Origin of the sequence: Streptomyces sp. NPDC005263 (genome assembly GCF_042872365.1) — a bacterium.
In the GTDB taxonomy this organism is placed as follows: domain Bacteria; phylum Actinomycetota; class Actinomycetes; order Streptomycetales; family Streptomycetaceae; genus Streptomyces.
The window spans coordinates 546,318-569,265 of record NZ_JBIAKJ010000001.1; the positions used below are offsets into that span (position 1 = coordinate 546,318).

The 22,948-nt window shown below is 72.5% G+C and carries 24 protein-coding genes; 12 read left to right on the forward strand and 12 right to left on the reverse strand.

Annotated features, from left to right (window positions below):
- Nucleotides 1-93: 93 nt before the first annotated feature.
- Entirely contained in the window at nt 94-873 is a 780-nt protein-coding gene (locus ACFYRY_RS02505; protein WP_389139205.1) for an SDR family NAD(P)-dependent oxidoreductase, read from the forward strand.
- 199 nt (nt 874-1,072) lie between these two features.
- A complete protein-coding gene (locus tag ACFYRY_RS02510; RefSeq protein ID WP_389139206.1) occupies nt 1,073-1,612 on the forward strand; it encodes a hypothetical protein in 540 nt (179 codons plus the stop codon).
- Here the strand turns inward: ACFYRY_RS02510 and ACFYRY_RS02515 are convergent.
- The 3 genes from ACFYRY_RS02515 to ACFYRY_RS02525 all read right to left on the reverse strand — a co-directional run bounded on the left by ACFYRY_RS02515 (nt 1,600) and on the right by ACFYRY_RS02525 (nt 4,706).
- Entirely contained in the window at nt 1,600-2,151 is a 552-nt protein-coding gene (locus ACFYRY_RS02515; RefSeq protein WP_389139207.1) for a PadR family transcriptional regulator, read from the reverse strand. The genes ACFYRY_RS02510 and ACFYRY_RS02515 overlap by 13 nt on opposite strands.
- 31 nt (nt 2,152-2,182) lie before the next feature.
- Complete coding sequence (locus tag ACFYRY_RS02520) at nt 2,183-4,198, reverse strand: FAD-dependent oxidoreductase (RefSeq protein ID WP_389139209.1); 2,016 nt, start codon at nt 4,196-4,198, stop codon at nt 2,183-2,185.
- Nucleotides 4,199-4,337: 139 nt separating this feature from the next.
- Entirely contained in the window at nt 4,338-4,706 is a 369-nt protein-coding gene (locus tag ACFYRY_RS02525) for a hypothetical protein (RefSeq protein WP_389139210.1), read from the reverse strand.
- Between the two features lie 299 nt (nt 4,707-5,005).
- On the opposite strand from ACFYRY_RS02525, the gene ACFYRY_RS02530 reads away from it, so the two are divergent.
- Nucleotides 5,006-5,230 carry a hypothetical protein gene (locus ACFYRY_RS02530; protein WP_389139211.1) on the forward strand — a complete coding sequence of 75 codons (225 nt, stop codon included), beginning with the start codon at nt 5,006-5,008 and terminating at the stop codon, nt 5,228-5,230.
- Nucleotides 5,231-5,280: 50 nt separating this feature from the next.
- Here the strand turns inward: ACFYRY_RS02530 and ACFYRY_RS02535 are convergent, their stop codons facing one another.
- Together ACFYRY_RS02535 and ACFYRY_RS02540 are read right to left on the reverse strand one after the other, a co-directional pair.
- Nucleotides 5,281-6,513 (reverse strand): cation:proton antiporter, encoded by a 1,233-nt coding sequence (locus ACFYRY_RS02535; RefSeq protein ID WP_389139213.1) that lies wholly within the window; start codon nt 6,511-6,513, stop codon nt 5,281-5,283.
- Nucleotides 6,514-6,738: 225 nt separating this feature from the next.
- Complete coding sequence (locus ACFYRY_RS02540; RefSeq protein ID WP_389139214.1) at nt 6,739-7,614, reverse strand: hypothetical protein; 876 nt, start codon at nt 7,612-7,614, stop codon at nt 6,739-6,741.
- A 261-nt stretch (nt 7,615-7,875) separates the two neighbouring features.
- Between ACFYRY_RS02540 and ACFYRY_RS02545 the strand changes: the two genes are divergently transcribed.
- Nucleotides 7,876-9,963 carry a SpoIIE family protein phosphatase gene (locus ACFYRY_RS02545; protein ID WP_389139215.1) on the forward strand — a complete coding sequence of 696 codons (2,088 nt, stop codon included), beginning with the start codon at nt 7,876-7,878 and terminating at the stop codon, nt 9,961-9,963.
- 29 nt (nt 9,964-9,992) lie between these two features.
- Here the strand turns inward: ACFYRY_RS02545 and ACFYRY_RS02550 are convergent, their stop codons facing one another.
- Entirely contained in the window at nt 9,993-10,778 is a 786-nt protein-coding gene (locus ACFYRY_RS02550; RefSeq protein WP_389139217.1) for an SDR family NAD(P)-dependent oxidoreductase, read from the reverse strand.
- Between the two features lie 86 nt (nt 10,779-10,864).
- On the opposite strand from ACFYRY_RS02550, the gene ACFYRY_RS02555 reads away from it, so the two are divergent.
- Nucleotides 10,865-11,728: a helix-turn-helix domain-containing protein gene (locus ACFYRY_RS02555; protein WP_389139218.1), complete on the forward strand. Its 864-nt coding sequence runs from the start codon at nt 10,865-10,867 to the stop codon at nt 11,726-11,728.
- Here the strand turns inward: ACFYRY_RS02555 and ACFYRY_RS02560 are convergent.
- Nucleotides 11,717-12,631: a LysR family transcriptional regulator gene (locus tag ACFYRY_RS02560; RefSeq protein ID WP_389139220.1), complete on the reverse strand. Its 915-nt coding sequence runs from the start codon at nt 12,629-12,631 to the stop codon at nt 11,717-11,719. The genes ACFYRY_RS02555 and ACFYRY_RS02560 overlap by 12 nt on opposite strands.
- Nucleotides 12,632-12,715: 84 nt before the next feature.
- Here ACFYRY_RS02560 and ACFYRY_RS02565 point away from each other — a divergent pair, with 84 nt between their 5' ends.
- On the forward strand, nt 12,716-13,477 hold the full coding sequence (locus ACFYRY_RS02565) for a TSUP family transporter (RefSeq protein WP_389139222.1): 762 nt from the start codon (nt 12,716-12,718) through the stop codon (nt 13,475-13,477).
- A gap of 83 nt (nt 13,478-13,560) precedes the next feature.
- Here the strand turns inward: ACFYRY_RS02565 and ACFYRY_RS02570 are convergent, their stop codons facing one another.
- The gene (locus tag ACFYRY_RS02570; RefSeq protein WP_389139224.1) at nt 13,561-14,370 is read right to left on the reverse strand and encodes a putative protein N(5)-glutamine methyltransferase; all 810 of its coding nucleotides are present in this window, start codon (nt 14,368-14,370) and stop codon (nt 13,561-13,563) included.
- A gap of 207 nt (nt 14,371-14,577) precedes the next feature.
- On the opposite strand from ACFYRY_RS02570, the gene ACFYRY_RS02575 reads away from it, so the two are divergent.
- Complete coding sequence (locus ACFYRY_RS02575) at nt 14,578-15,054, forward strand: MarR family winged helix-turn-helix transcriptional regulator (RefSeq protein WP_389139225.1); 477 nt, start codon at nt 14,578-14,580, stop codon at nt 15,052-15,054.
- A 33-nt stretch (nt 15,055-15,087) separates the two neighbouring features.
- On the opposite strand, the gene ACFYRY_RS02580 is transcribed toward ACFYRY_RS02575, so the two are convergent.
- Both ACFYRY_RS02580 and ACFYRY_RS02585 read right to left on the reverse strand, forming a co-directional pair.
- Nucleotides 15,088-15,816, reverse strand: coding sequence for a GNAT family N-acetyltransferase (locus ACFYRY_RS02580; protein ID WP_389139227.1), 729 nt, complete (start codon nt 15,814-15,816; stop codon nt 15,088-15,090).
- Nucleotides 15,813-16,739: an NADP-dependent oxidoreductase gene (locus ACFYRY_RS02585; protein ID WP_389139229.1), complete on the reverse strand. Its 927-nt coding sequence runs from the start codon at nt 16,737-16,739 to the stop codon at nt 15,813-15,815. The genes ACFYRY_RS02580 and ACFYRY_RS02585 overlap by 4 nt, the downstream gene beginning before the upstream one ends.
- A 235-nt stretch (nt 16,740-16,974) precedes the next feature.
- On the opposite strand from ACFYRY_RS02585, the gene ACFYRY_RS02590 reads away from it, so the two are divergent.
- The 5 genes from ACFYRY_RS02590 to ACFYRY_RS02610 all read left to right on the forward strand — a co-directional run bounded on the left by ACFYRY_RS02590 (nt 16,975) and on the right by ACFYRY_RS02610 (nt 21,507).
- A complete protein-coding gene (locus ACFYRY_RS02590; RefSeq protein ID WP_389139230.1) occupies nt 16,975-17,580 on the forward strand; it encodes a sulfite oxidase-like oxidoreductase in 606 nt (201 codons plus the stop codon).
- A complete protein-coding gene (locus ACFYRY_RS02595; protein ID WP_389139232.1) occupies nt 17,573-18,361 on the forward strand; it encodes a ferredoxin reductase in 789 nt (262 codons plus the stop codon). Before ACFYRY_RS02590 ends, ACFYRY_RS02595 begins: the two co-directional genes overlap by 8 nt.
- A gap of 179 nt (nt 18,362-18,540) precedes the next feature.
- Nucleotides 18,541-19,122: a hypothetical protein gene (locus ACFYRY_RS02600; protein ID WP_389139233.1), complete on the forward strand. Its 582-nt coding sequence runs from the start codon at nt 18,541-18,543 to the stop codon at nt 19,120-19,122.
- Nucleotides 19,123-19,281: 159 nt separating this feature from the next.
- Nucleotides 19,282-20,250, forward strand: coding sequence for an acetylxylan esterase (locus ACFYRY_RS02605; RefSeq protein ID WP_389139234.1), 969 nt, complete (start codon nt 19,282-19,284; stop codon nt 20,248-20,250).
- A gap of 90 nt (nt 20,251-20,340) precedes the next feature.
- Nucleotides 20,341-21,507 (forward strand): serine hydrolase domain-containing protein, encoded by a 1,167-nt coding sequence (locus ACFYRY_RS02610; protein WP_389139236.1) that lies wholly within the window; start codon nt 20,341-20,343, stop codon nt 21,505-21,507.
- A 90-nt stretch (nt 21,508-21,597) separates the two neighbouring features.
- Here the strand turns inward: ACFYRY_RS02610 and ACFYRY_RS02615 are convergent, their stop codons facing one another.
- Together ACFYRY_RS02615 and ACFYRY_RS02620 are read right to left on the reverse strand one after the other, a co-directional pair.
- Nucleotides 21,598-22,323, reverse strand: a complete 726-nt coding sequence (locus ACFYRY_RS02615) for a class I SAM-dependent methyltransferase (protein WP_389139238.1) — start codon at nt 22,321-22,323, stop codon at nt 21,598-21,600.
- Between the two features lie 5 nt (nt 22,324-22,328).
- Nucleotides 22,329-22,889 carry a PadR family transcriptional regulator gene (locus ACFYRY_RS02620; protein ID WP_389139240.1) on the reverse strand — a complete coding sequence of 187 codons (561 nt, stop codon included), beginning with the start codon at nt 22,887-22,889 and terminating at the stop codon, nt 22,329-22,331.
- Between the last annotated feature and the right edge of the window lie 59 nt (nt 22,890-22,948).

Genomic DNA, 22,948 nt, shown 5'->3' on the forward strand with positions numbered 1-22,948 from the left:
CTCCCGCACGAGTTTATGTCACTCGAAGACATTAAGTCTTAGGGTGGGACCGCCCCGGGCACCGCGTCCGAGGACATACGGAGGGAGCACCTCATGGTCGGCGAACACCTCGTGGACGACGCCACGGACGGACGCAGTGTCATCGTCACCGGAGCGGGTTCGGGCATCGGACGGGCCACGGCACTGGCCTTCGCCGCGCTGGGTGACCGGGTCCTGGTGGCCGATCTCAACGAGGCGGGCGCCCAGGCGGTGGTCAAGGAGATCGAGCAGGCGGGCGGCACCGCCGTGGCCGTGACCGGCGACCTCAGCGAGCAGGCGGTCGTCGACCGGGTGGCCGGGACCGCGACGGAGCGTTTCGGCGGGGTGGACGTCCTGGTGAACAACGCCGGGATCATGGATCGCATGTCGGCACTGGCGGACGTGAGCGACTCGGAGTGGGAACGGGTCATCCGGGTCAACCTCACCGCGCCGTTCCTGCTCACGCGGGCGGTGCTGCCGCACATGCTGGCGGCCGGCAAGGGCGTCATCGTGAACACCGCATCGGAGGCGGGCCTGCGGGGCAGCGCGGCGGGCGCCGCGTACACGGCCTCGAAGCACGGCATCGTGGGGCTGACCAAGAACCTCGCGGTGATGTACCGCAAGCAGGGCATCCGGGCGAACGCCATCGCACCGGGCGGCACGGCGACCGCCATCGCCGTGGACGTGGAGGCGGGCGCGCACGGGCCCACGGCCATCCAACCGCACTTCGTCAACATGGGCCGACTGGCCCAGCCCGAGGAGCAGGCCGCCGCCATCGTGTTCCTCGCCTCCGACGCGGCCGGCAACATCAACGGCGTGGTCCTGCCGGTCGACGACGGCTGGTCGGCGGTCTGAGCCGCAGCCGTGGCGATCGGGGCCTAGCAGACCGGGGTGGCAGGTTCCGCCGGTCGTGGGAACGCGTCACCTGAGCGGCGGCGGTGCGGGTGCGCGGGGGGCCGTGAGCGCATTGGCTCTCCCTGAGGCAGCACGGCGTTCCCCGACCCCTGGCGGCGCAAGGGATGTACCGCCGACCGTGCCGCCGGAGGGCAGACCCATGCAGACCACTCCGCACCTCCTCCGCTCCTGCCTGACCGGCGCGGCCGCCACCGTGCTTCCGCTCACCTTGGCCGCGGGGCCGGCCGCCGCCGCCCCGGGGATCTCCGTGAGCACCAACGGATCCACCGTCTCGGTCACGACCAGCGCGTGCACCAGCAACAACAACGGCTTCGGCAGGGCGTCCCTGCTCACCAGCAGTCAGACCAACTTCGCGCAGGGCCGCCAGGCCGAGCTGTCCGGCACCAACGCCCTCCAGTCGGCCCTGTGGTCCAACGTGAGTCCGGGCACGTACACGGTGATCGTGATCTGCAACCGGAACGGGGCGCAGGCGGGCAGCCAGGCCGTCATCGTCTCCGCGGCCCCCACGCCCACCGTCTCCCCCACGGCTTCGCCCTCGCGCGGTGTCATGGGCGGGCTGGGCGGCGCCGCGAAGGACTACGGCACCCTCACACTGGCGGTCGGCGGGGGCCTGGTGGCGACGGGCGTTGTGGCCACGGTCTGGTTCCTGCGCCGCCGTTCGAAGCCCTACCGGCTCTGATCGGCCGGCAGGTCGGCGAACTCCTCCAGGGCATGGGTGAGCCACTGCGTCCAGAACGTCTCGAGGTCGATGCCGGCCTTGAGCACGAGGTGCCTCAACCGGTCCTGCGCAGTGTCCTTGCCGGGCGGGAAGTCGCGCTGCTCGATCTCCTCGTACTCGGCCAACTGCCGCCGGTGCAGGTCGAGATGGCGGCGCAGGTCATCCTCGATGCCGGCGGTGCCCACCACGGCCGCCGCCCGCAGCCGCAGCAGCAGCACGTCCCGCAGCGGCTTCGGGTCCTGGGCGGCGGCGCTCCACCGGGCCAGTTCCGCGCGGCCCGCGGGCAGGACCTCGTAGCTCTTCTTCTGCCCGCGGGCCGGCTGCTCGGCGGGGAGGGTGCGGATATGCCCCTCGGCCTCCAGTCTGCTCAGCTCGCGATAGATCTGCTGGTGCGTCGCCGACCAGAAATAACCGATGGACCGGTCGAACCGGCGGGTCAGCTCGAGACCGGACGACGGCTTCTCGAGCAGGGCGACGAGGATCGCGTGCGGGAGTGACATGGGGTCATCCTAGGGACGGCGCCCCACGGCCCTACAGCGTCGCCGCCAGCTCGGTGCCCTGCTTGATCGCGCGCTTGGCGTCCAGTTCGGCGGCCACGTCGGCGCCGCCGATGAGGTGGACGTCGCGGCCGGCGGCGACCAGCGCGTCGTACAGGTCGCGGCGCGGCTCCTGTCCCGTGCACAGGACGACGGTGTCGACCTCCAGGACGGTGCTCGTGTCGCCGACGGTGACATGCAGTCCGGCGTCGTCGATACGGTCGTAGCGCACCCCCGGGACCATGGTCACGCCGCGCTGCTTGAGCTCGGTGCGGTGGATCCAGCCGGTGGTCTTGCCGAGGCCCGCGCCGACCTTGGCGGTCTTGCGCTGGAGCAGGTGCACGGTGCGCGGCGGGGCGGGCCGCTCGGGGGCGGCGAGTCCGCCGGGCGTCCGGTAGTCCATGTCCACGCCCCACTGGCGGAAGTACGTCCGCGGGTCCTCGCTCGCCTTGTCGCCGCCGTCGGTCAGGTACTCGGCGACGTCGAAGCCGATGCCGCCCGCGCCGAGGACGGCGACGCGGGCACCGACGGGCACGCGGTCGCGCAGCACGTCGAGGTATCCGACGACGCTGGGGTGGTCGATGCCGGGGATGTCGGGGGTGCGCGGGGTGACGCCGGTGGCGATGACGACCTCGTCGTACTCGGCGACCTGGTCGGCGGTGACGCGGGTGTTCAGCCGGACGCGCACGCCGTGTTCTTCGAGCTGGGTGCGGAAGTAGCGGATCGTCTCGTCGAACTCCTGCTTGCCGGGGACCCGGCGGGCCACGTTGAGCTGACCGCCGATCTCGCCCGCGGCGTCGTAGAGGGTGACTTCATGGCCGCGCTCCGCGGCGCTGACCGCGCAGGCGAGCCCGGCGGGACCGGCCCCGACGACGGCAACGCGCTTGCGCAGCCTGGTCGGTGACAGGACGAGCTCGGTCTCGTGGCAGGCGCGCGGGTTGACCAGGCAGGAGGTGATCTGGAGGTTGAAGGTGTGGTCGAGGCAGGCCTGGTTGCAGCCGATGCAGGTGTTGATGGCCTCGGGCCGGCCGGCCGCGGCCTTGGCGACGAAGTCGGGGTCGGCGAGCATCGGGCGGGCCATGGACACCATGTCCGCGCAGCCGTCGGCCAGCAACTCCTCGGCGACTTCGGGGGTGTTGATGCGGTTGGTCGTGACGAGCGGGATCGACACGGCGCCCATGACCTTCTTGGTCACCCAGGCGTACGCGCCACGCGGCACCGAGGTCGCGATGGTGGGGATACGGGCCTCGTGCCAGCCGATGCCGGTGTTGATGATGGTCGCGCCGGCCGCCTCGACGGCCTTGGCGAGGGTGATGACCTCGTCGAAGGAGGATCCGCCGGGTACCAGGTCGAGCATCGACAGCCGGTAGACGATGATGAAGTCCTCGCCGACCGCCTCGCGCACCCGGCGGACGATCTCGACCGGGAAACGCATGCGGTTCTCGTAGGAGCCGCCCCATCGGTCGGTGCGCTGATTGGTCTGCGCGGCGATGAACTCGTTGATCAGGTAGCCCTCGGAGCCCATGATCTCGACGCCGTCGTAGCCGGCCTGCCGGGCGAGACGGGCGGCGCGGGCGTAGTCGTCGATGGTCCGCTCGATGTCGGCATCGGTGAGCTCGCGGGGCACAAAGGGGCTGATCGGGGCCTGGAGCGGGCTCGGGGCGACGAGGTCCTGGTGGTACGCGTACCGGCCGAAGTGCAGGATCTGCATCGCGATCCGGCCGCCCTCGCGGTGCACGGCGTCCGTGACCACGGCGTGCTGCTCGGCCTCCGCGTCGGTGGTGAGCTTGGCGCCGCCTTCGTAGGGCCGGCCCTCCTCGTTCGGCGCGATGCCGCCGGTGACGATCAGGCCCACTCCCCCGCGTGCCCGGGCCGCGTAGAACGCCGCCATGCGCTCGAAGCCCCGCTCGGCCTCCTCCAGGCCGACGTGCATCGAGCCCATGAGGACACGGTTGGGCAGCGTGGTGAAGCCCAGGTCGAGCGGGGTCAGCAGGTGCGGGTAACGGGTCATCGGGCCCCTCCGTGCGCGGCGTTGTGGTGCCCTCTTGTTGTAGAGGACCGCGCACTCTTTGTGCAACTAGTTGCACAATCGGGAGGGAGTGATACGAGCCACGTCGCGGCACCTGGGTGAACGGGCCGCTCGGCGCCGGCTACCTGCTCTCGAGCCGTACGTGCAGTTCCTTCTCCTGGTCTCCGGAGGCCGTGGCCAGGTCGTGCACGGAGAACAGGGATCCCAGGGTGGTGCGGAAGCGGTCGACCGCCCAGTACCCGCCCTGGAGGTCGGCCTCGACGGAGGAGGAGAGCCGGCCGGGGGCTGCGCCCTCGTGTGCCTCGGTGACGTCGAAGGTGCCCAGCCACACCGTCGGACGGGTCTCCGAGTGGTCCTCGGGCACGTCCTCGGCGCACCGGTCGGACGCGAAGCACCCGCACAGGGCGTCGAACACGATCCGGGCGTCCTGCTTGCTGCACCCGCTGATCTCCACCGAGACCGATTCCGGATGCGGTCGGTGACCGTCCATCGTGATCGCTCCTCTCACGGCGGCGGCGCGGCGCACGGACGCTCCACGTGACGCCCCACCCCCAGACAACCACCAGCCGTGGCGGAGCACTACCGGCAGAGCACCGCGGCGCTGCGGCGCGGCGGAACCGCGGAGCTGCGGCACCGCCGGCAGGGCACCACAGCACCACTGACGGAGCCGAACCGCCGGTAGGAATCCGGTGCGGCCCCACCGGCCCCTTCCCCTGACATCTGCCCCTGCTGCACCGGTTCGGCGTCCACAGAGCTGCGTGACGGCCCGCCTCGGCGCATGGTGGTGTCATGGACGAGGACCCGCCCGTGATCGTGCTCGCGCCTTCGCCGGACGGCGGGCGGCAGGTGACCGTGCGCGGCGAGCGCGCAGGCGTCGCGTACAGCCTTTTCGACGTGCTGGAGTTCCTGCACGGGGCAGGCCTGCCCGCGCAGGACACGGCCATCGACGACCCCACGCTGATCGAGTGGCGCGGCGGCGGCCCCTACGACTGGAACGGCGCGGACACCGAGTAGCCCCACGCCCGGCCACCGCGCGCCGCGGGGTGGCCAGGACCTCCCCGGTCTCAGGGGACCCGCTCGCCGGTCCGCACCGGTTCACGCACCTGAGCGACCGGGGGCGCGGGGCGTGGCCCCCGTGCGCGGTGCAGCGCGCGGACGAGCAGGTGCGCGCGTCCGGCGGCCACAGGGCCGAGGACGGCGAGGACGAGGACGTATCCGGCGATGAAGGGTCCGAGGCGTTCGTCGAGCCCGGCGCCGGCGGCCATCGCGGCCAGGATCAGCGCGAACTCCCCGCGTGCCACGAGGGTCGTGGCGATGTCCGCGGCGGGCTCGACACCGTAGCCGTAGAGGCGGGCGACGAGCAGCCCGGCGACCACGTTCATGACGAGGGTCAGCACGGCAGCGGCGGCGACGGGTCCGGCGACGGAGGCGATGACGCCGGGGTCGATGGACAGCCCGAAGGCGAAGAAGAAGATGGCGGCGAAGGCGTCGCGCAGGGGATGCACCAGGGCGCGGATCCGCGGCCCGGAGGGGGTGCCGGCCAGGATCAGGCCCACCATGAACGCTCCGATCGCGTCGGCGACCCCGAGGACCTCGGAGACGCCGGCGACCAGGACCGCGGCGCCGAGGAAGCTGATGACGAGCAGCTCGTTGTCGCGGACCTGGATCAGGCGTCCGACCAGACGGGTGCCGTAGCGGGCGGCGGCGGCCAGCGCCAGCAGGAACACGAACGCCTTGCCCGCCTGCAGGGCCACCTCCCCGACGCCCTGGGCGCCGCCGATGACGGGCTGCAGGGCGGCGAGGTACAGGGCCAGGAAGATGTCCTCCACCACGATCACGCCCAGGATCAGCCGGGTCTCCGGGCGGCCGATGCGGCCCAGGTCGATGAGGATCTTGGTGACGATCGCGGAGGAGGAGATGCCGAGGACACCGGCGAGCACCAGCGCCTCCCGCACCCCCCAGCCCAGCACGAACCCGAAGCCCAGGCCCGCGCCGACGTTCAGCAGGAGATAGATCCCGCCCGCCGCCAGCAGCCGCCGGCCCCCGCTGCGCAGGTCGTCGAGGTGGAACTCCAGGCCGAGGTAGAACAGCAGCAGCACCAGCCCGAGCGCGGAGAGCATCTCGAAGTCGTGGGCGTCCTCCACCAGCACCAGGCCCGGGGTGTGCGGGCCGAGCAGGATGCCGGCGAGCATGAACAGCGGGATGGTCGGCAACCCGATCTTGCCGCCGAGGCGAGCGAGGAACGCGGCGGCGAGGAACGCGCCGCCCATGGCGAGCAGGGTGTCGGCGTGTCCCACGGTCAGATCACCGCCTTCCGTCGCGTCGGCGGCCGGACGGACTGCGCTGCACGGGGGTGGATGCGGATTCTCCTTCGTCCGAGTGCGGGCGGGCGCCGCCGATCGTCGGTCCTCGAGGGATCCGGGTTCTCGGCGGTCCATGCCACCGTCGCATCCGCCCCACCCTCGCCGCCATCGGTGCCGGCACTCATTTCGGAGGGCCGGTCACCGACCGCGCGACGGAGCTCAACTCCGGGTGAGCCGGTATGTCTTGCTGTCCGTCAGCACACAGAATCCCGGCGAGACGACGATCACGCGCAGGGTGCCGGTGCGGCGGTCGTAGTCGATGCCCTCCGCCTCGAACGAGCCGGAGCAGGAGCTGCGCAGCGGGAGTTGCCGCAGCGCGGTGACGTGGCCGGTGACATCGGCCGTGCCGTTCGGTGCGGCCGAGAGGTCGATCTGGAGCAGTGGCTTGGTGATGCCGAACAGGCTGCCCTCCGGGTCGTCGGAGGAGCACAACAGCCGGGTGGCGCTGAGGAAGTCGCAGCCCTGTACGTCCCGTACGGCGTGGTCGAGACGGACGGTCGAGGCCTGTGGGAGGTTCGCCGACGGTGAGGTGCTCGGGTTGACGCCCGGCGTGGGGAGGACCAGCAGCCGGTTCATGGTGCCCCACTCCCCCGACAGCATCCACTGGCCGTCGGGAGCCACCGCGGCCCAGGAGTTGTTCAGCGCCTCCCCGGAGCTGAGCGTGTGCACGTATTCGGACCAGGTTCCGTCGGGCGCCTGGACCCGGAACATCTTCGTGGTGCCGGAGTCCCGCTGGTAGGGCTCGATGTAGTGACCGTCGTAGGAGGCGTCGGGGTCTCCCACATGGTTCCAGCCCCGGCTGCTCAGGGCGAGGGGGATGGTGCCGATGCCCGTGTACCGGTTGGCGGCGCCGGCCGGGACCTCGACGGAGGCAAGGCCCTGACTCTCGGTCAGCGGGTCGGCGCGGTCGGATCCCACCTCGGTCCAGGTGTCGGCGGCGGAGGCCGGCGGAACGGAGGCCAGCAGGGTCGCGGCGGTCAGGGAGACGAGGGTGGCGAGGACCGTGCGACGACGGCGCCGGGCGCGCAGGGGCATGGGAGACGACTCCTCGGTGGGGGGTGGGGCGGGTTCGGCGGACAGTCTGGCCCGTGAAGATAGTCATGTACAGACCAATAGGGGAACAGTGGCTGTCGGCCCCGCCACTTCCGCGGTCGCCCACCCGACGGTCGTCTCCGTGTTGAGGGATGGTGGAAGAAGCCGACTTCGGCGACGCGGTGTCGGTCGAACGCGATAGAACAGGGAAGTCGGCACGGGGGGAACGGTGTGCCACGGAGACGGGCGAAGGCGGTGCGTGGCATGGGAGCGACCGGAGGGGCCGGGATTCCAGCGCCGGAGGGCGACGGGCCGGTGCGTCCCCCGGTGCGGCCGAGCGGTCTGCTCGACGTGCTCGGCATGGCCTCGGTGGTGCTGGACACCGAGGGACGGATCGTGCTGTGGAGCCCGCAGGCCGAGGAGCTGTTCGGCTACCGGGCGCCGGAGGCGCTCGGCCAGTACGCGGCCCGGATCATGGTGCACGAGCAGCACGTCGACCTGGTCGTCAAACTGTTCGCCGACGTGATGGCCACCGGCCAGGGCTGGGCGGGCGCCTTCCCCATCCGGCGCAAGGACGGCAGCACGCGACTCGTGGAGTTCCGCAACATGCGGCTCCTTGACGACCACGGAGACGTCTACGCCCTGGGGCTCGCCGCCGACCAGTCGACCGTGCGGCGGCTGGAACAGGACGTGGCTCTGTCGACCCGGATGGTCTCGCAGTCCCCGATCGGGCTGGCCGTCCTGGACACCGATCTGCGGTACGTCTCCGTCAACCCCGCGCTGGAACGGATCAACGGACTGCCCGCCGAGGAACAGATCGGGCGCACGATGCGCCAGGTACTGCCGCAGGTCGACGTCGACGCCCTGGAGTCGGCCGCCCTGCGGGTGCTGGAGACGGGGCGGCCGGCCGTCGACCAGCAGGTGGCCGGCCTCACCCCGGCCGACCCGGACCAGGAACACGCCTGGACGATCTCCCTGTACCGGCTGGAGGACTCGCTGGCCCATGTGCTGGGGGTGGCCGTCTCGGTCGTGGACGTCACCGAACAGCACCGGGCGGCCGTCGAGACGGAGGCCGCGCGGCGGCGCCTCGCCCTCGTCGCCGACGCCTCCGCCCGGATCGGCACCACTTTGGACCTGGAGCGCACCGCGCGGGAGCTGGCCGACGTGGCCGTGCCGGAACTCGCCGACATCGCCGCGGTGGACCTGCTGGAGGCGGTCGTCCAGGGCAGGCCCGGCACCCTCGGTCCCGCCGAGCCGGCCGCGATCCGCACCCTGGCCGTCGAGGCGGACCGCGCCCCGGACGCCCTCGCCGCCGCCGACCCGCCGGGACGGGTCACCCGATACGCTCCGGACCGTCTGGTCACCGAGTGCGTACGCACCGGCGGGCCGATCCTGGTGCCGCAGGTCGGCGCCGAGGTCCTGCCGCGTATCGCACGCACCCCGGAGGCGGCCGAGTCGCTGGCCCGGGCGGGCGTCCACTCGTATCTGGTCGTGCCGTTGATCGCACGCGGCGAAGTGCTCGGCGCCCTCGATCTCAAGCGCACCCGCAACCCCCTGCCGTTCGGCGAGGACGATCTGGTGCTGGCCCGGGAGCTGGCGTCCCGCGCGGCCGTGCAGATCGACAACGCCCGCTGGTACCAGAACGCCCGCGACACCGCCCTCACCCTGCAGCGCAGCCTGCTGCCCAGTCACCCGCCGGTCACCGGCGGTCTGGAGGTCGCCTCCCGCTATCAGCCCGCGGGCTCGACCGCCGAGGTCGGCGGCGACTGGTTCGACGTGATCCCGCTGGACGGCGGCAAGACAGCGCTCGTCGTGGGCGACGTGATGGGCAGCGGCATCAACGCCGCCGCGACCATGGGCCGGCTGCGTACCGCCACGAACACCCTGGCCTCCCTGGACCTCGATCCCACCCGGCTCCTGGAACACCTGGACCGGATCACCGAGAGCCTGGACAGCTCCATCGCCACCTGTGTGTACGCCGTCCACGACCCGCGGCTGCGGCAGTGCCGGATCGCCAACGCCGGGCATCTGCCACCGGTCCGGCTGCGCGCGGGCCGTCCGCCGGAGTTGCTGGACCTGCCCACCGGCGCGCCACTCGGCGTGGGCGGCGTCGCCTTCTCGACGACCACCGTCGATCTCGGGCCCGGCGACCGGCTGGTGCTCTACACCGACGGTCTCGTCGAGACCCGGCAGCACCCGCTCGACGAACGCCTCAACGCGCTGCTGGCCCTCCTGGAGGGCCCCCACCGTCCCCTGGAGGAGGTCTGCGACCTGCTGCTGCGCACCCTGCACCAGCCGGACAACTCCGACGACGTGGCACTGCTCATCGCGCGGGTGCAATCGGAGGACTAGGGCCTGTTGCGAAAGTCCCGCCTGCCCCGTCAGGCGCCGGCGCCACCGTCGACCGGCAGGATCGCGCCGGTCACGTACGAGGCGCGGTCGCTGAGCAGCCAGGCGGCTGCCTCGGCTATCTGCCGGGGCTCGGCCATCCGGCCCAGCGGGGTCGATTCGGTTATCTGCTTGACGATGCCGGGCGTGGCGGCTTCCCAGGTGTCGATCATCTCGGTGGAGGTGCCGCCGGGGGTGATGCCGTTCACCCGGATGTTGGCGGGGGCCCAGTTGACCGCGGCGGTCTCGGTGAGGCTGTTGAGCGCGCGCTTCATGGCCCCGTAGGCGGGCAGGGCGGGGTTGGCGCGGCGGCTGCCGATGCTGGAGGTGTTGACGATGGCCCCGCCGCCGCCCTGTCGCATGAGGGCGGCCTCGGCGTTCATGGCGGTGAAGTGCGCGCGGAAGTTCACGGCGAACTGCTCGTCGACGTCCTCGTCGGTGGTGGCGTCGACCGGTCCGAACTGCTGCTGGGGAATCCCGCCGTTGTTGAAGGCACCGTCGAGCCGACCGTGCAGTTCCTGGACGCGGCCGATGGCGGCACGGATGCTCGCGCTGTCGGCGAGGTCCAGAGCGACCGCGTCGGCGACGCCGCCGTCGGCGCCGATCTCGGTCACGATCCGGTCGAGGGCGTCGATGCTGCGGGCGGCCAGCACGACCTTGGCGCCCTCGGCGGCGAAGAGCCGGGCCGCGGCAGCGCCGATACCGCGGCTGGCCCCGGTGATGAACACGACCTTGTCGTTCAGCAGGCCGATGGGAGCGATGTCTGTGGTGGTGGTCATGGCAGCAGTGTTTGCCGGTTTCCGGACCCGATACAGGCACAAGCTGTACCAGGATCCCCGCCCTGCGCAGCGTGCAGACTCGGCGTATGGACAAACAGGAGTTGGGCACATTCCTCCGCAGCCGCCGTGAACGGCTGCGGCCCCAGGACGTCGGTCTCCCCGCAGGCCCGCGACGGCGGACACCGGGCCTGCGGCGCGAGGAGGTGGCGGTCCTCGCGCACATCTCCACGGAGTACTACATCCGGCTCGAACAGGGCAGAGCCGCCTCAAGACCCTCCGGGGACGTCCTCGCCGGCATCGCAGCCGCACTGCTGCTCACCGACACCGAATCCGATCACCTCCACATCCTGGCGGGCACCGCGCCGAACCGTACCGGACTGCACCGGCGCGACGTCCGCCCGAGCATCCTCGCCCTGCTCGAGCGGCTGCCCCAGACGGCTGGCTTCGTCGTGTCCGCCGCGTTCGAGGTACTCGCCTGGAACGACCTCGCAGCCGCCCTCATGGAAGACTTCGCCCAACTCGACCCCAAGAACCGCAACCTCGCGCGCCGGGTATTCCTCGCACCGCAGCACGACGATGCGCCGCCGTACGGGATCTCCGACGCCGCCGAGTTCCGCCACCACGCGGTCCGGCAGCTCCGCGCCACCCTCGCCCGCTACCCGGCGGACCCCGCGGTGACCGGCCTCGTCGACGAACTCCGCGACGGTAGCCCCGACTTCGCCCGGCTCTGGGAACGGCACGACGTGCAGGCCGCACCGACGCTCACCAAGTCCTTCCGCCACCCGGCCGTCGGAGAGATAACCGTCGACTGCGACTCACTCGCACTCATCGACCGCGACCAACACCTCGTCCTCTACAGCGCCCCCCAAGGATCCCCGAGCGCCGAAGCACTGGCTCTCCTGGGCGTCCTTGGAACCACGGCCGCGGAGTACCACCAGTCAGCCCAGTAGGTCCGAGTCGACGGCCGGCTCGGGCAGGGCGGCCCGGCGCAGGTGCTCGGCGAGGGCGCCGGCGGACGCGGGCCGCTCCTTGACGCCCCAGGCCAGCAGCAGACGGCGACCGGCCCAGGCGTCCTGCAGTTCGCACACGTCGAGTGGCCGGTCCGGGTCGACGGCACGGCGCGGTACGACGGCGAGCCCGACACCGGCGGCCGCGAGGGCGACCAGGACGTTGAGGTCGGCGACGGTGGTCCGGTACCGGGCCACCGGGGCGTGCGGTCCGAGATGCTCGTCGATCCAGCGGCGCAGCGAGGAGTCCGCGTCCAGCCCGACGAGCGGGTGTTCCGCCGCCTCGCGGTACCCGACCGTGGTCCGCCCGGCGAGGATCCCGCCGCGTCGGCCGATCACGACCAAGGAGTCGTCGCCAAGGGGTTCCATGTCGAGTCCGCAGTCGCGTGCCTCGTCGTCGACGACGACCCCGAGGTCCGCCTCGCCGTCGGCGAGGGTCCGCACGGTGTGCGGGGTGCGGCTCTCGCGGACCGTGACGTCGACGTCCGGGTGCGCCCGGAGGAACGACACCAGGGCCCGCGGCACCAGCCGGTGCATCGCGGAGCCGCCGCTCAGCAGGGTCAGCGCGGCGGTCGGGGACCTCGTGTAGCTCGCCACGGCGCTGTCGAGGCGTACCGTCCGGTCGAGTACCTCGCGGGCGTGCCGGGCCAGGGTCGTGCCCGCCGGAGTGGGCCGTACGCCGCGCCGACCACGGATCAGCAGGGTCACACCGGCGTGGTGCTCCAGCGCGCGCACCCGGGCGCTCGCCGACGGCAGGCTCAGATGCGTCCGGCGCGCACCCGCCGTGATCGATCCCTCCGCCACGACGGCGAGGAAGAGTCGCAGATCGTCCAGGTCATAGCGCACCCCGCTGAGCCTATGGCACAGCCTTAGGCAGGTTGTGTCGATGGCGCATTGTGAGCCCGCCGCTCAGCGGGCGATGCTCGGCGGGTGTCCGAGATTCTGCTCGTCCTTTCGGCCGGTGCCGTCGCCGGCGCGCTGAACGCCGCAGGGGGCGGCGGCACCTTCGTGGCGCTGCCCGCGCTGGTCGCGGCCGGCCAGTCGCCGGTGACGGCGAACGCCACGTCGACCGTCGCCCTCGTCCCCGGCGCGGTGGCCGGCGCCTGGGTCTACCGCCGTGAACTCGCCCCGGTCGGAGCGGCATCCACGCGTGCGCTCACCACCGCGAGCGCGGCGGGAGGCGTGCTGGGTGCCGCACTGCTGCTGGCACTGCCGTCGGAGTCCTTCGACGCGGCCGTGCCGTGGCTGCTGGCACTCGCCACGGTGCTCCTCGCCTTCGGACGCCCTCTCTCCGGTGCGTTGAGTGCCGCGTACGGCGGGCGTGCCGGGCTGGGTCCCCGGGCCGTCGTGGCGTGTCAGTTCCTCCTCGCCCTGTACGGCGGATACTTCGGCGGAGCCGTAGGCATCATGATGCTGGCCCTGTGGAGCATCGGCCTCCACATCGACACCGCGGCCGGAAACCCGATGCGGGTCACCCAGGTCGCGGCCGTCTACCTCGGCGCGACCGCGTTGTTCCTGGTCGCCTCGGACGTGCTGAGCGCCCCGCTCGTGCTCACCGCGCTGCTGGTCGGCGCGGTGGCCGGCGGGCTCGGCGGCGCGCACCTGGTCCGGCGACTTCCCGCCGGGCTGCTGCGGGGCGTCGTCCTGAGCACCGCCGTAGCGATGACGGTCCTGTACTTTCTGCGCGCTTGAGTCATGTGCGGGTTGTGGGGGCGTGCGTGACGATGCCTCGGCGGCCTGACCCGGACGGGCCCGGCCGCCGTCCACGGCACTTCTCAGGGCGTGGTTCCGATCACGACGTGGGCGAACCACTCCTCCGACACGGCCAGCCGGGTCTCGAGGCCGCCGCGTTCGAACGCCTCGACGGCGGCCGGGGCCTGGCGTTCGCTGGTCTCGATCAGGAGGCAGCCGCCCGGCGCGAGCCACCCGGATGCCTGTGCCGCGACCCGGCGCAGGACGTCCAGGCCGTCCGTGCCACCGTCGAGGGCGAGCAGCGACTCGTGTTCGCGTGCCTCGGCGGGCAGCAGCCCGACCTCGTCGGTGGGGACGTACGGCACATTGGCCGCGAGGATGTCGACCCGGCCGCGCAGGTCGCCGGGCAGCGCCTCGAACAGGTCGCCGGTGTGGACCTGGCCGCCGGCCGCGCGGACATTGCGGCGGGCACAACGCACCGCCGCCGGGTCGAGGTCGGCCGCGTGCAGTTCCACGGGACCGAGCCCGGCGGCCAGCGCGGCGCCGACCGCGCCCGTGCCACAGCACAGGTCCACGACGACGGACGCGTCCGGGACCTGGGCGAGGGCCCGCTCGACGAGGAACTCGGTTCGGCGGCGCGGCACGAAGACGCCGGGTTCCACCGCGACGCGCAGTCCGCGGAACTCGGCCCATCCCAGCACCAGTTCGAGGGGCAGGCCGGCGACCCGGCGGTCCACCAGGTCCGCCAGCTCGTCCGGGGTGTCGGCGGCGGCCAGGATCAGCTCCGCCTCGTCCTCGGCGAAGACACAACCGGCGGCACGCAGTGCGGCGACGACCCGGGCGCGGGAGGACGGCGAGGAGGAGGGCGGGGTGAGCGGAGACAGAGGAGGCATGGAAGCCAAAAGCCTTTCGGGAGCCGTGAGGTGCTCCCGCGGTCACCTAACGGCGGTGATCCGCGCCGGTTCGAGGGGAGAGCACCCGCGCTGACACAGCGGTAATGGGTCTCACCTCCTCGACACGGGCCGGGACCACCCCCGACCGAACGGTCACACTACCCCAGCGGCCCGCCCCGCCCGGCGTGCACCCGATCAAGTTGTATTATGCAACCAGTACTCACGGGTGAGGGAGGTGCCGTGAACGGAACCGAGGCGGCGGTGGAGACCATCCAGCGCGAGATGACCGCGTTCGCCCGCCGGGCCCGGGCGTCCGCCGGGCGCATGCATCCCCAGCTGTCGCTGGTGTCGTACACCCTGCTCGGACACCTGGAGGAGAGCGGCGGCTGCCGTGCCACCGACCTGGCCGCCCACTACGCGCTGGACAAGTCCACCGTCAGCCGCCAGGTGACCGCCCTGCAGCGTGCCGGGCTCGTCGAGCGACGCCGCGACCCGGAGGACCACCGCGTCCAGGTCCTGCATCTGACGGAGGCGGGCCGGAGCATCCTCGCCGAGGTCACCGTCAGCCGGCGGGCGGCCGTCCGGGAGCGGCTCGCGGACTGGACACCGGACGACCTCGAACGGTTCGCCGCCTGCCTGGTCCGCTACAACGCGGGCTCGGGCACGGGGACCGAGGGCGACTGAACGCCCCGGCCCTGGACACGGCCCGTCGCGCTCCTACGGCACCGGCACGGCCGCAGGTCGATCCGGCAGCCGTTGTGGCGCCCTGGCCGCCCCGAACGCCGTCGTGCGGCGCAGCCGGAAGCCCAGGGACTCGTAGAGCCGGATGGCGTGGGTGTTGCCGGCCGCGGTGTGCAGGAACGGGGTCTCACCGCGCTCCCGGATGCCGTGGGCGACGGCCAGGATCAGCCGGGTCGCCAGACCCTCGCCGCGGGCCGCGGGGTCGGTGCAGACCGCGCTGATCTCGGTCCAGCCAGGAGGGTGCAGCCGTTCCCCCGCCATGGCGACGAGGGCGCCCTCCCGCCGTATGCCCAGGTAGGTGCCGAGTTCTATGGTGCGCGGCAGGAAGGGGCCGGGCTGCGTGCGGGCGACCAGGTCGAGCATCTCGGGCACGTCGGCCGGTCCCAGCAGGACCGCCTCCGGGTCCGGGGCCGCGGCCAGTCCGTCGTCGACGAACTGCACGCCCTCGACCTGGAACGTGACCTCCCAGCCGTCGGGGATCCGTCCCTGGAATCCGAGCAGCGGGACGTCGTTGCCGGGACCCACGAGCGTCGCGGCGTCCGCCCAGTCGTCGGCGTCCGGGTCGTCGGGAAGGGCCAGCCACGGCGTGACCTCGACGGGATAGGCCAGCACACGGCCCCGCCGCTCGGCGAAGTGGGCGTGCGGGCCGGTCAGCGCGGCGCGGGCGGGGCTGTCGAGGACGTGCGGGGTGGTGTCCGTGCTCATCGGACGACCTCGATCACGACCTTGCCGCGGGCGTGGCCGTCCTCGACCGTGCGCAGGGCCTCGCCGGCCCGGTCGAGGGGGAACGTCCTGGTGATGTGCGGGTCGAGCTCGCCGTTCACCACGAGCTGGGCCACCGCCTCCAGGACGGCCGCGTTGCGTTTCCGGGCCACGCGGGCGCCGCCGTACCGCTGCGCCTCCTCGGCCGGGGCTCCGGCGGTGATCAGCCGGGCCGGGTCGGTGACCAGCCGGGCCGCGTCGGCCAGCACCTCGCCGCCCACGAGGTCGTAGACCGCGTCGACACCGTCGGGCGCCGCCGCCCGCACCCGCTCGGCCCAGCCCGGGCCGGACGGCACGTGCACGGCTCCGAGCGCCTCGACGAAGTCCCTCTTGCCCTCGCTCGCGACGCCGACGACGCTCAGTCCGACGGCCCGGGCGATCTGGACGGCCGCCGCGCCGACACCGCCGCCCGCGCCGGTGACCAGCAGGGTCGCCCCGGCGGGCAGGTCGAGCTGGTGGACGCCGTCGTAGGCCGTGGCGGCGGCGACGGGCAGGGTCGCCGCGCGGGCGAAGGACAGCTGGGCCGGCTTGTGGGCGGACACCCCGACGGGCAGCAGGGCGTACTCGGCGTACCCCCCGGCCACCGTGTTGCCGAAGACCTCGTCGCCGGCCGCGAACCGGTCGACGCCCTCGCCGGTCGCCTCGACGATCCCGGCGACCTCGTTGCCGAACACGGCCGGGAACTCCCGCTCGCCGCTCTCACCGGGGCGGCGGTAGCCGGTGCGCTGCTTCCAGTCGACCGGGTTCACGCCCGCGGCACGCACCGCGACCAGGATCTGGCCGGGACCGGGGACGGGCCGCTCCACCTCGGCGAAAGCCTCGACCTCCGGGCCGCCGTACCGCCTGAACACGTACGCCTTGGGCACTGTCCCACTCTCCTTCGCTGTCTCCGGGACCATGGTGTCGTACCGACCACCAGACGCTCGTACGGGCCACCGGGCGCCGCACCCATCGGCAAGGAAGATCGACACCGCGCTATTCCCGGGGCGCCGGAGAGTTCACCGGGCCGTCACGATCCCGGGGCGGGCGGTGGCCGGGGCAGGTCCGACGGGCACGTACGGTTGAACGCGTCAGCATTCACTCCTGTCCCGCTGGAACCGTATGAACGTCACCCGAGGCTTCACCGGACGCGCCCGCATCGACCATCCCGGACTGCCGCCCGGCCAGTACGACGCCGGCGACGACTGGCCCGTCCTGTCCGCCGAGGTCACGCCCGAGCTGGCGCCCGGCGACTGGACCTTCCGCGTGGACGGGCTGGTGGAGCGACCGCGTACCTGGGACTGGGACGAGGCACACGCGCTGCCGGCCTCCGTCTACGAGGGGGACATCCACTGCGTGACCAGCTGGTCGAAGTTCGGCGTCCGGTTCGGGGGCGTGTCGTTGGACGCGTTCCTGGATGTGGTGGGGCCCCATGGGTCCGCCACACATGCCGTCGCCTACTCCCACACCGGCTACACCACGAGCCTCCCGCTCGCCGACCTCACCGGTGGGCGGGCCTGGATCGCCTGGGAGTACGGCGGGAAGCCGCTGCCCTCCGAACACGGCGGGCCGGCCCGGCTGTTGGTGCCGCACCTGTACTTCTGGAAGAGCGCCAAGTGGATCGCGGGCCTGCGTCTGCTCGACCACGACGAGCCGGGCTTCTGGGAACAGAACGGCTACCACGCGCGTGGCAACCCGTGGGAGGAGCAGCGGTACTCCGGTGACTGAGACGACCACTTCCCCCACCTCCCCCGCCTCCTCCGCCTTCGTGCCGCCGAGCCGCTTCGCCGTGCCCGGGCGGATCGCCGTGAGCGAGCAGGCCGCCGCGGTGTGGCAGACCGCCACGCTCACCGAGATCCGACGCGAGACCCCGCACGCGGCCACGTTCCGGTTCGCCGTGCCCGCCTGGGCGGGGCATCTGCCGGGCCAGCACCTGATGCTGCGGCTGACCGCCGAGGACGGCTATGTCGCCCAGCGGCACTATTCGATCGCGTCCGCGCCCGACGACTCCGGGCACATCGAGCTGACCCTCGACCATGTCGAGGACGGCGAGGTCTCCGGCTGGTTCCACTCGGTGGCCGAGCCCGGGGACGAGGTCGAGCTGCGCGGCCCGCTGAGCGGCTTCTTCGCCTGGCCCGGGGACCGGCCCGCGCTGTTGATCGGCGCCGGCTCCGGGGTCGTACCGCTGATGTCGATGGTGCGGCATCACCGCTCGCGCGGCCTGTCCGTGCCGTTGCGGATGCTGGTGTCGGCCCGCAGCCCCGAGGACCTCATCTACGCGCGGGAGCTGGGAACGGAGACGACGCCGGTGTTCACGCGGAGCGCGCCGTCGGGCGTGCCAGTGGGACGTATGTCGGCCGCACATGTGGCGCCCCTCCTGGCCGAGCAGCCTCCTGGTGGGTGGGAGGCCTATGTGTGCGGATCCAACGCCTTCGCCGAACACGCCTCACGGCTCCTTGTCGCGGCCGGTCAGCCCGTGGACCGCATCCGGATCGAACGCTTCGGCTGACGGGCGCGGGGGCGGACCTCTCCCCGGCCGGTTCGCCCTCTCTCCGCCCCGCCCGGCCGTTTCGCCGTGTCCCCCCTGGGCACTGGGAACCAGCGGTCTGTGGACGGGCCGCTCCTTGCCGATGGAGGGATACTGGATCCGTGTGGGCACGCGCAGGTGTGCGCGGTGCGGAGGTCGACATGCGAACCCGGGCGCGCGGCTGGCGCTGGCGGCGCAATCCGCTGCGGCGCCGGTCGGACATGGTGGAGGCCTGGACGGTTCTGGCCGTCGCGGTGCTGCTCTTCCTGGGCGCGCCGCTGGCCGGAGCGGTCGCGGGCTGGTGGGCCCATGACGCGGCGCGCGCGGTCGCCGTGGCACAGCGCGCTGAACGTCATCAGGTGAGCGCGAAGGTCATCGGCAAGACACCCGACGCACTGCCCTCGGTGAGCGGCAGAGAGCACACGTACCGGGTGAGCGTGCGCTGGACCGAGCCCGGGAGCGGGCCCCGGACGGCGACGGCCTCGGTCCCGGCGGGCACTCACCGCGGGGAGACGGTCAAGGTGTGGTTCGACTCCCGTGGCCGGAACGTCCCCCCGCCACCTGACGAGACCACCGTCTGGCAGCACACCCTGGCCATCGGCGGATGCGCCGCGGGCGGCGCGGCCGCCGTCGTGCTCCTCGGCCACTCCGCGGTCCGCGGCGCCGCCGCCCGGCGCAGGATGGCCGAGTGGGAACGGGACTGGGCCCTGACCGAGCCGCAGTGGACACACCGCAAGGCCTGACCCACCACGCCGCCGCGTGACGCCGCATCCGCCTCGCGATCACCCTGCGCGTCCACACCGCGTCCGCCTGCCCGGGGCAGCAAATGGTCTGGCGAGGCGTCCCACCCCGCACGTACGGTGTGATCATCCGCACTCACTCTTCACACAAGGCGGTCCCCCATGGCCCTGTTCGACCTTCCCCTCGACGAACTCCGGGAGTACCGCAGCGCGTCGACCGCGCCCGCGGACTTCGACACGTTCTGGTCCAAGACGCTCGACGAGGCCCGGTCGTACGATCTGGACGCCCGCTTCGAGTTCGTCGACACGGGCCTGTCCACGGTGAAGGTGTACGACGTGACCTTCGCCGGGTTCGGCGGCCACCCGGTGAAGGGCTGGTTCACGATCCCCGCCGAGGTCTCCGCGCCCGTTCCGGTGGTCGTGCAGTTCATCGGGTACGGCGGCGGGCGCGGACTGCCGCACGAGCACCTGCTGTGGGCGTCGACGGGCCGGGCGCACTTCGTGATGGACACCCGCGGCCAGGGCAGCGCCTGGGGCGGCGGTGGCGGCACCCCGGACCCGGTGGGCGGCGGGCCCGCCTACCCCGGTTTCATGACCAGGGGCATCGACGCCCCCGAGAACTACTACTACCGCCGGGTGTTCACGGACGGGGTGCGGGCGGTGGAGGCGGCCCGTTCGCACCCGCTGGCCGACCCGGCGCGCACGGTCGTCCTCGGCTCCAGCCAGGGCGGCGGCATCTCGATCGCGGTGGGCGGCCTGGTTCCGGGCCTCGCGGCGGTCGCGCCCGATGTGCCGTTCCTCTGCGACTACCCGCGCGCGGCGACAGTGACGGACCGTCCCCCCTACCGTGAGATCGGCCTGTACCTCAAGACGCACCGCGGCCACACCGAGGACGTGATGCGCACCCTCTCCTACTTCGACGCCGTCCACTTCGCGGAACGTGCCCAGGCCCCGGCGCTGTTCTCCGCCGCCCTGGAGGACCAGACCTGCCCGCCCTCCACCGTGTTCGCGGCCTTCAACGCCTGGGCGCACGACGAGAAGGCGATCGAGGTGTACGACTTCAACGACCACGAGGGCGGCGGCCCCTACCAGGAGGCGGCCAAGGTGCGCTGGCTGCGGTCGTTCGCCTGAGACCTTCCCTCCAGTCCGACCAGTCGGTATGTTCGGGACGCCCGGTCCGCGCCGCAGCGGGCCGGGGTCCCGGCGGACGACGGAGGGTCCATGTCCCAGCGCGATTCCGAGGTGCACGGCCACTGCGACGAACGTTTCGCCGCGGTGCGCACCGCGTTCGAGGAGAACTTCCGTGACCGCGAGGAGCTCGGCGCCGCGGTCACCGTCGTGGCCGAAGGCGAGACCGTGGTGGACCTGTGGGGCGGTCGGGCCGACGCGGCGGGCACCCGCCCCTGGGAGCGGGACACGCTGGTCAACGTGTGGTCGACGACGAAGGGACCGGTCGCCCTGTGCGCGCACATCCTCGCCGACCGGGGTCTGCTCGACCTCGACGCGCCGGTGGCCACGTACTGGCCCGAGTTCGCCGCCGCCGGCAAGGAGAAGGTCCTCGTCCGTCATCTGCTGTCGCACCGTGCCGGTCTTTCCGGCCTGCGTGAGCCGCACTCGCTCGCCCAGCTGTACGACTGGGAACTGACCACAAAGCGCCTGGCCGCGACGGAGCCCTGGTGGGAGCCGGGGACACGCTCGGGGTACCACGCGATGACCTACGGATTCCTGGTCGGGGAGGTGGTACGGCGGGTCTCGGGGCTGCTGCCCGGCGCGTTCCTGCGACGGGAGGTGACCGGTCCGCTCGGGATCGACTTCAGCATCGGGCTGCCGGAGCAGGAGGCGGGGCGAGCAGCCGAGCTGGTACAGCCGCCCGTCGCGGCGAGCAGCGAACAGGCGGCGGTCTTCAGCCAGTTGGCGCCCGCCGCACTCGCGGCCCTGACCAACCCCGGGCTCGACGCGGCCGCGGCCAACTCACCCGAGTGGCGGGCCGCAGAGCTCCCGGCCCTCAACGGCCACGGCACCGCGCGGGCCGTCGCCGCGCTCTACGGAATCCTCGCGGGAAGGGGCGTGTACGGCGGTCGTCGCGTCCTGTCCCCCGAGGCGGCCGAGCGGGTGCGCGAGGGGCAGGGCAGCTGCCGGGACCTGGTGCTGAGCGCCGGTTTCGAGAGCGAGACCGAGGCCGGGCTCGGTCTGTGGCTGAGCGGGCCGAACGGTTCGTACGGGCCCAACCCACGCGCTGTCGGCCATGACGGCTTCGGCGGCTCCTGCGGTCTGGCGGACCCGGACGCCGGAGTGTCCCTGGGGTACGTGATGAACCGTATGGGACCCCGTATCGCCGACGACCCGCGGAAAATGGCCCTCGTGGACGCCCTGTACAGCGCGTTGTGACCGGGCCCGGCACCGGACGGGGCACGCCCTCGGGAGCGCGGTTGCGGCACACAGTGCGCGCGGCCCGGACCCGACCGTCCGTCTGCTCGGCTACGGCAGCCGACGGGCCACGACCATCCGCAGGCGTGGGCTGCCGTCCCGTCGCCGCCCGAACTCGGGCAGCGGCTGGAGCTCGACCTGGAATCCCGCGCGCTCCAACTCCCGTCGTACGTCGGCCATCCGGAAGGCCCGGTAGTACATGACGAACGGCGGTCGCCACACCGCGTTGCGCACCCGCATCACCGCGTCGAAGGCGAGCAGCATCCAGTAGGCGCGGGAGGCCGGCCGGGGCGGGGCGACGACGGGGAAGGCGAAGGCGCCGCCCGGCCGGAGCACCGAGTGGACCTGCGCGAACAGGCCCGGCAGTTCGCGCGGCAGGAAGTGTCCGAACGCCCCGAAGCTCACGACGAGATCGAAGGCGGGCCCGAACGGCAGCGCCCGGGCGTCCGCACGCACCCAGGAGACACGCGGACCGGCGGGCCGCACCCGTTCCCGGGCCACCGCGAGCATGCCGGCGCTGAAGTCCACCCCGGTCACCCCGCGCCGGCACACCCGCGCCAGCACGCCGACCCCGGCGCCGGTCCCGCAGCACAGGTCGAGCCCGGTGTCGAAGGGCCCGAGACGGCGCAGTGCCGACGCGACGGCGTCGAGCACCGAGTCGGGGGTGCGGAACGGGGTGTGGTCGAACTTCGGGGCGAGCAGGTCGTAGCCGCGTTCGACGGACGACAGGGCCTGTACCGCGAGTTCGCGGAGCCGGGGGCCTTCGGGGCTGAACATCCGCGTCACCTCAGGGCGCGCTGGTCGAGGATCGTCAGCGCGCGCTCGCACCAGCGCACGTTCTCCGTCTCGAAGGCGATGCCCGCGGCGAGCGTGAGATACGGGCCGACGCGTTCGGCGTCCCGCAGGTGCTCCTCCTCGGTCCGTCCGGCGAGGAGGCGTTCGCGTAGCCGTTCGTAGCGGCCGAGCTTTCCGCGGGCCCATGCCATGCGCTCCTCGACCAGGGCGCGGGTCGCCCGCGGGTCGGTGCCGTCCATGGCCTGGATCTTGATCATCAGTTCGTCGCGAAGGGCCGTGGGGCGCCGGACCGGCTCCGCGGCGAACTCGGCCAGCTCCCGCCGGCCGGTCGCGGTCAGCGTGAACATCCGCTTGTTGGGCCGACGTTCCTGCCTAACCACCCGGGCCTCGACCAGCCCGTCCTGCGCCAGGCGCTCCAGTTCCCGGTAGAGCTGCTGGGGCGTGGCCGGCCAGAAGTTCGCCAGGGACACGTCGAACACCTTGGACAGCTCGTAGCCCGAGGCCTCGCCCTCCAGCAGGGCGGCGAGGACGGCGTACTTCAACGACATGTGGACACGCTAGCAGGAGGTGATTAATCTACTGCGCACTTACTCAACTATTTGACTAT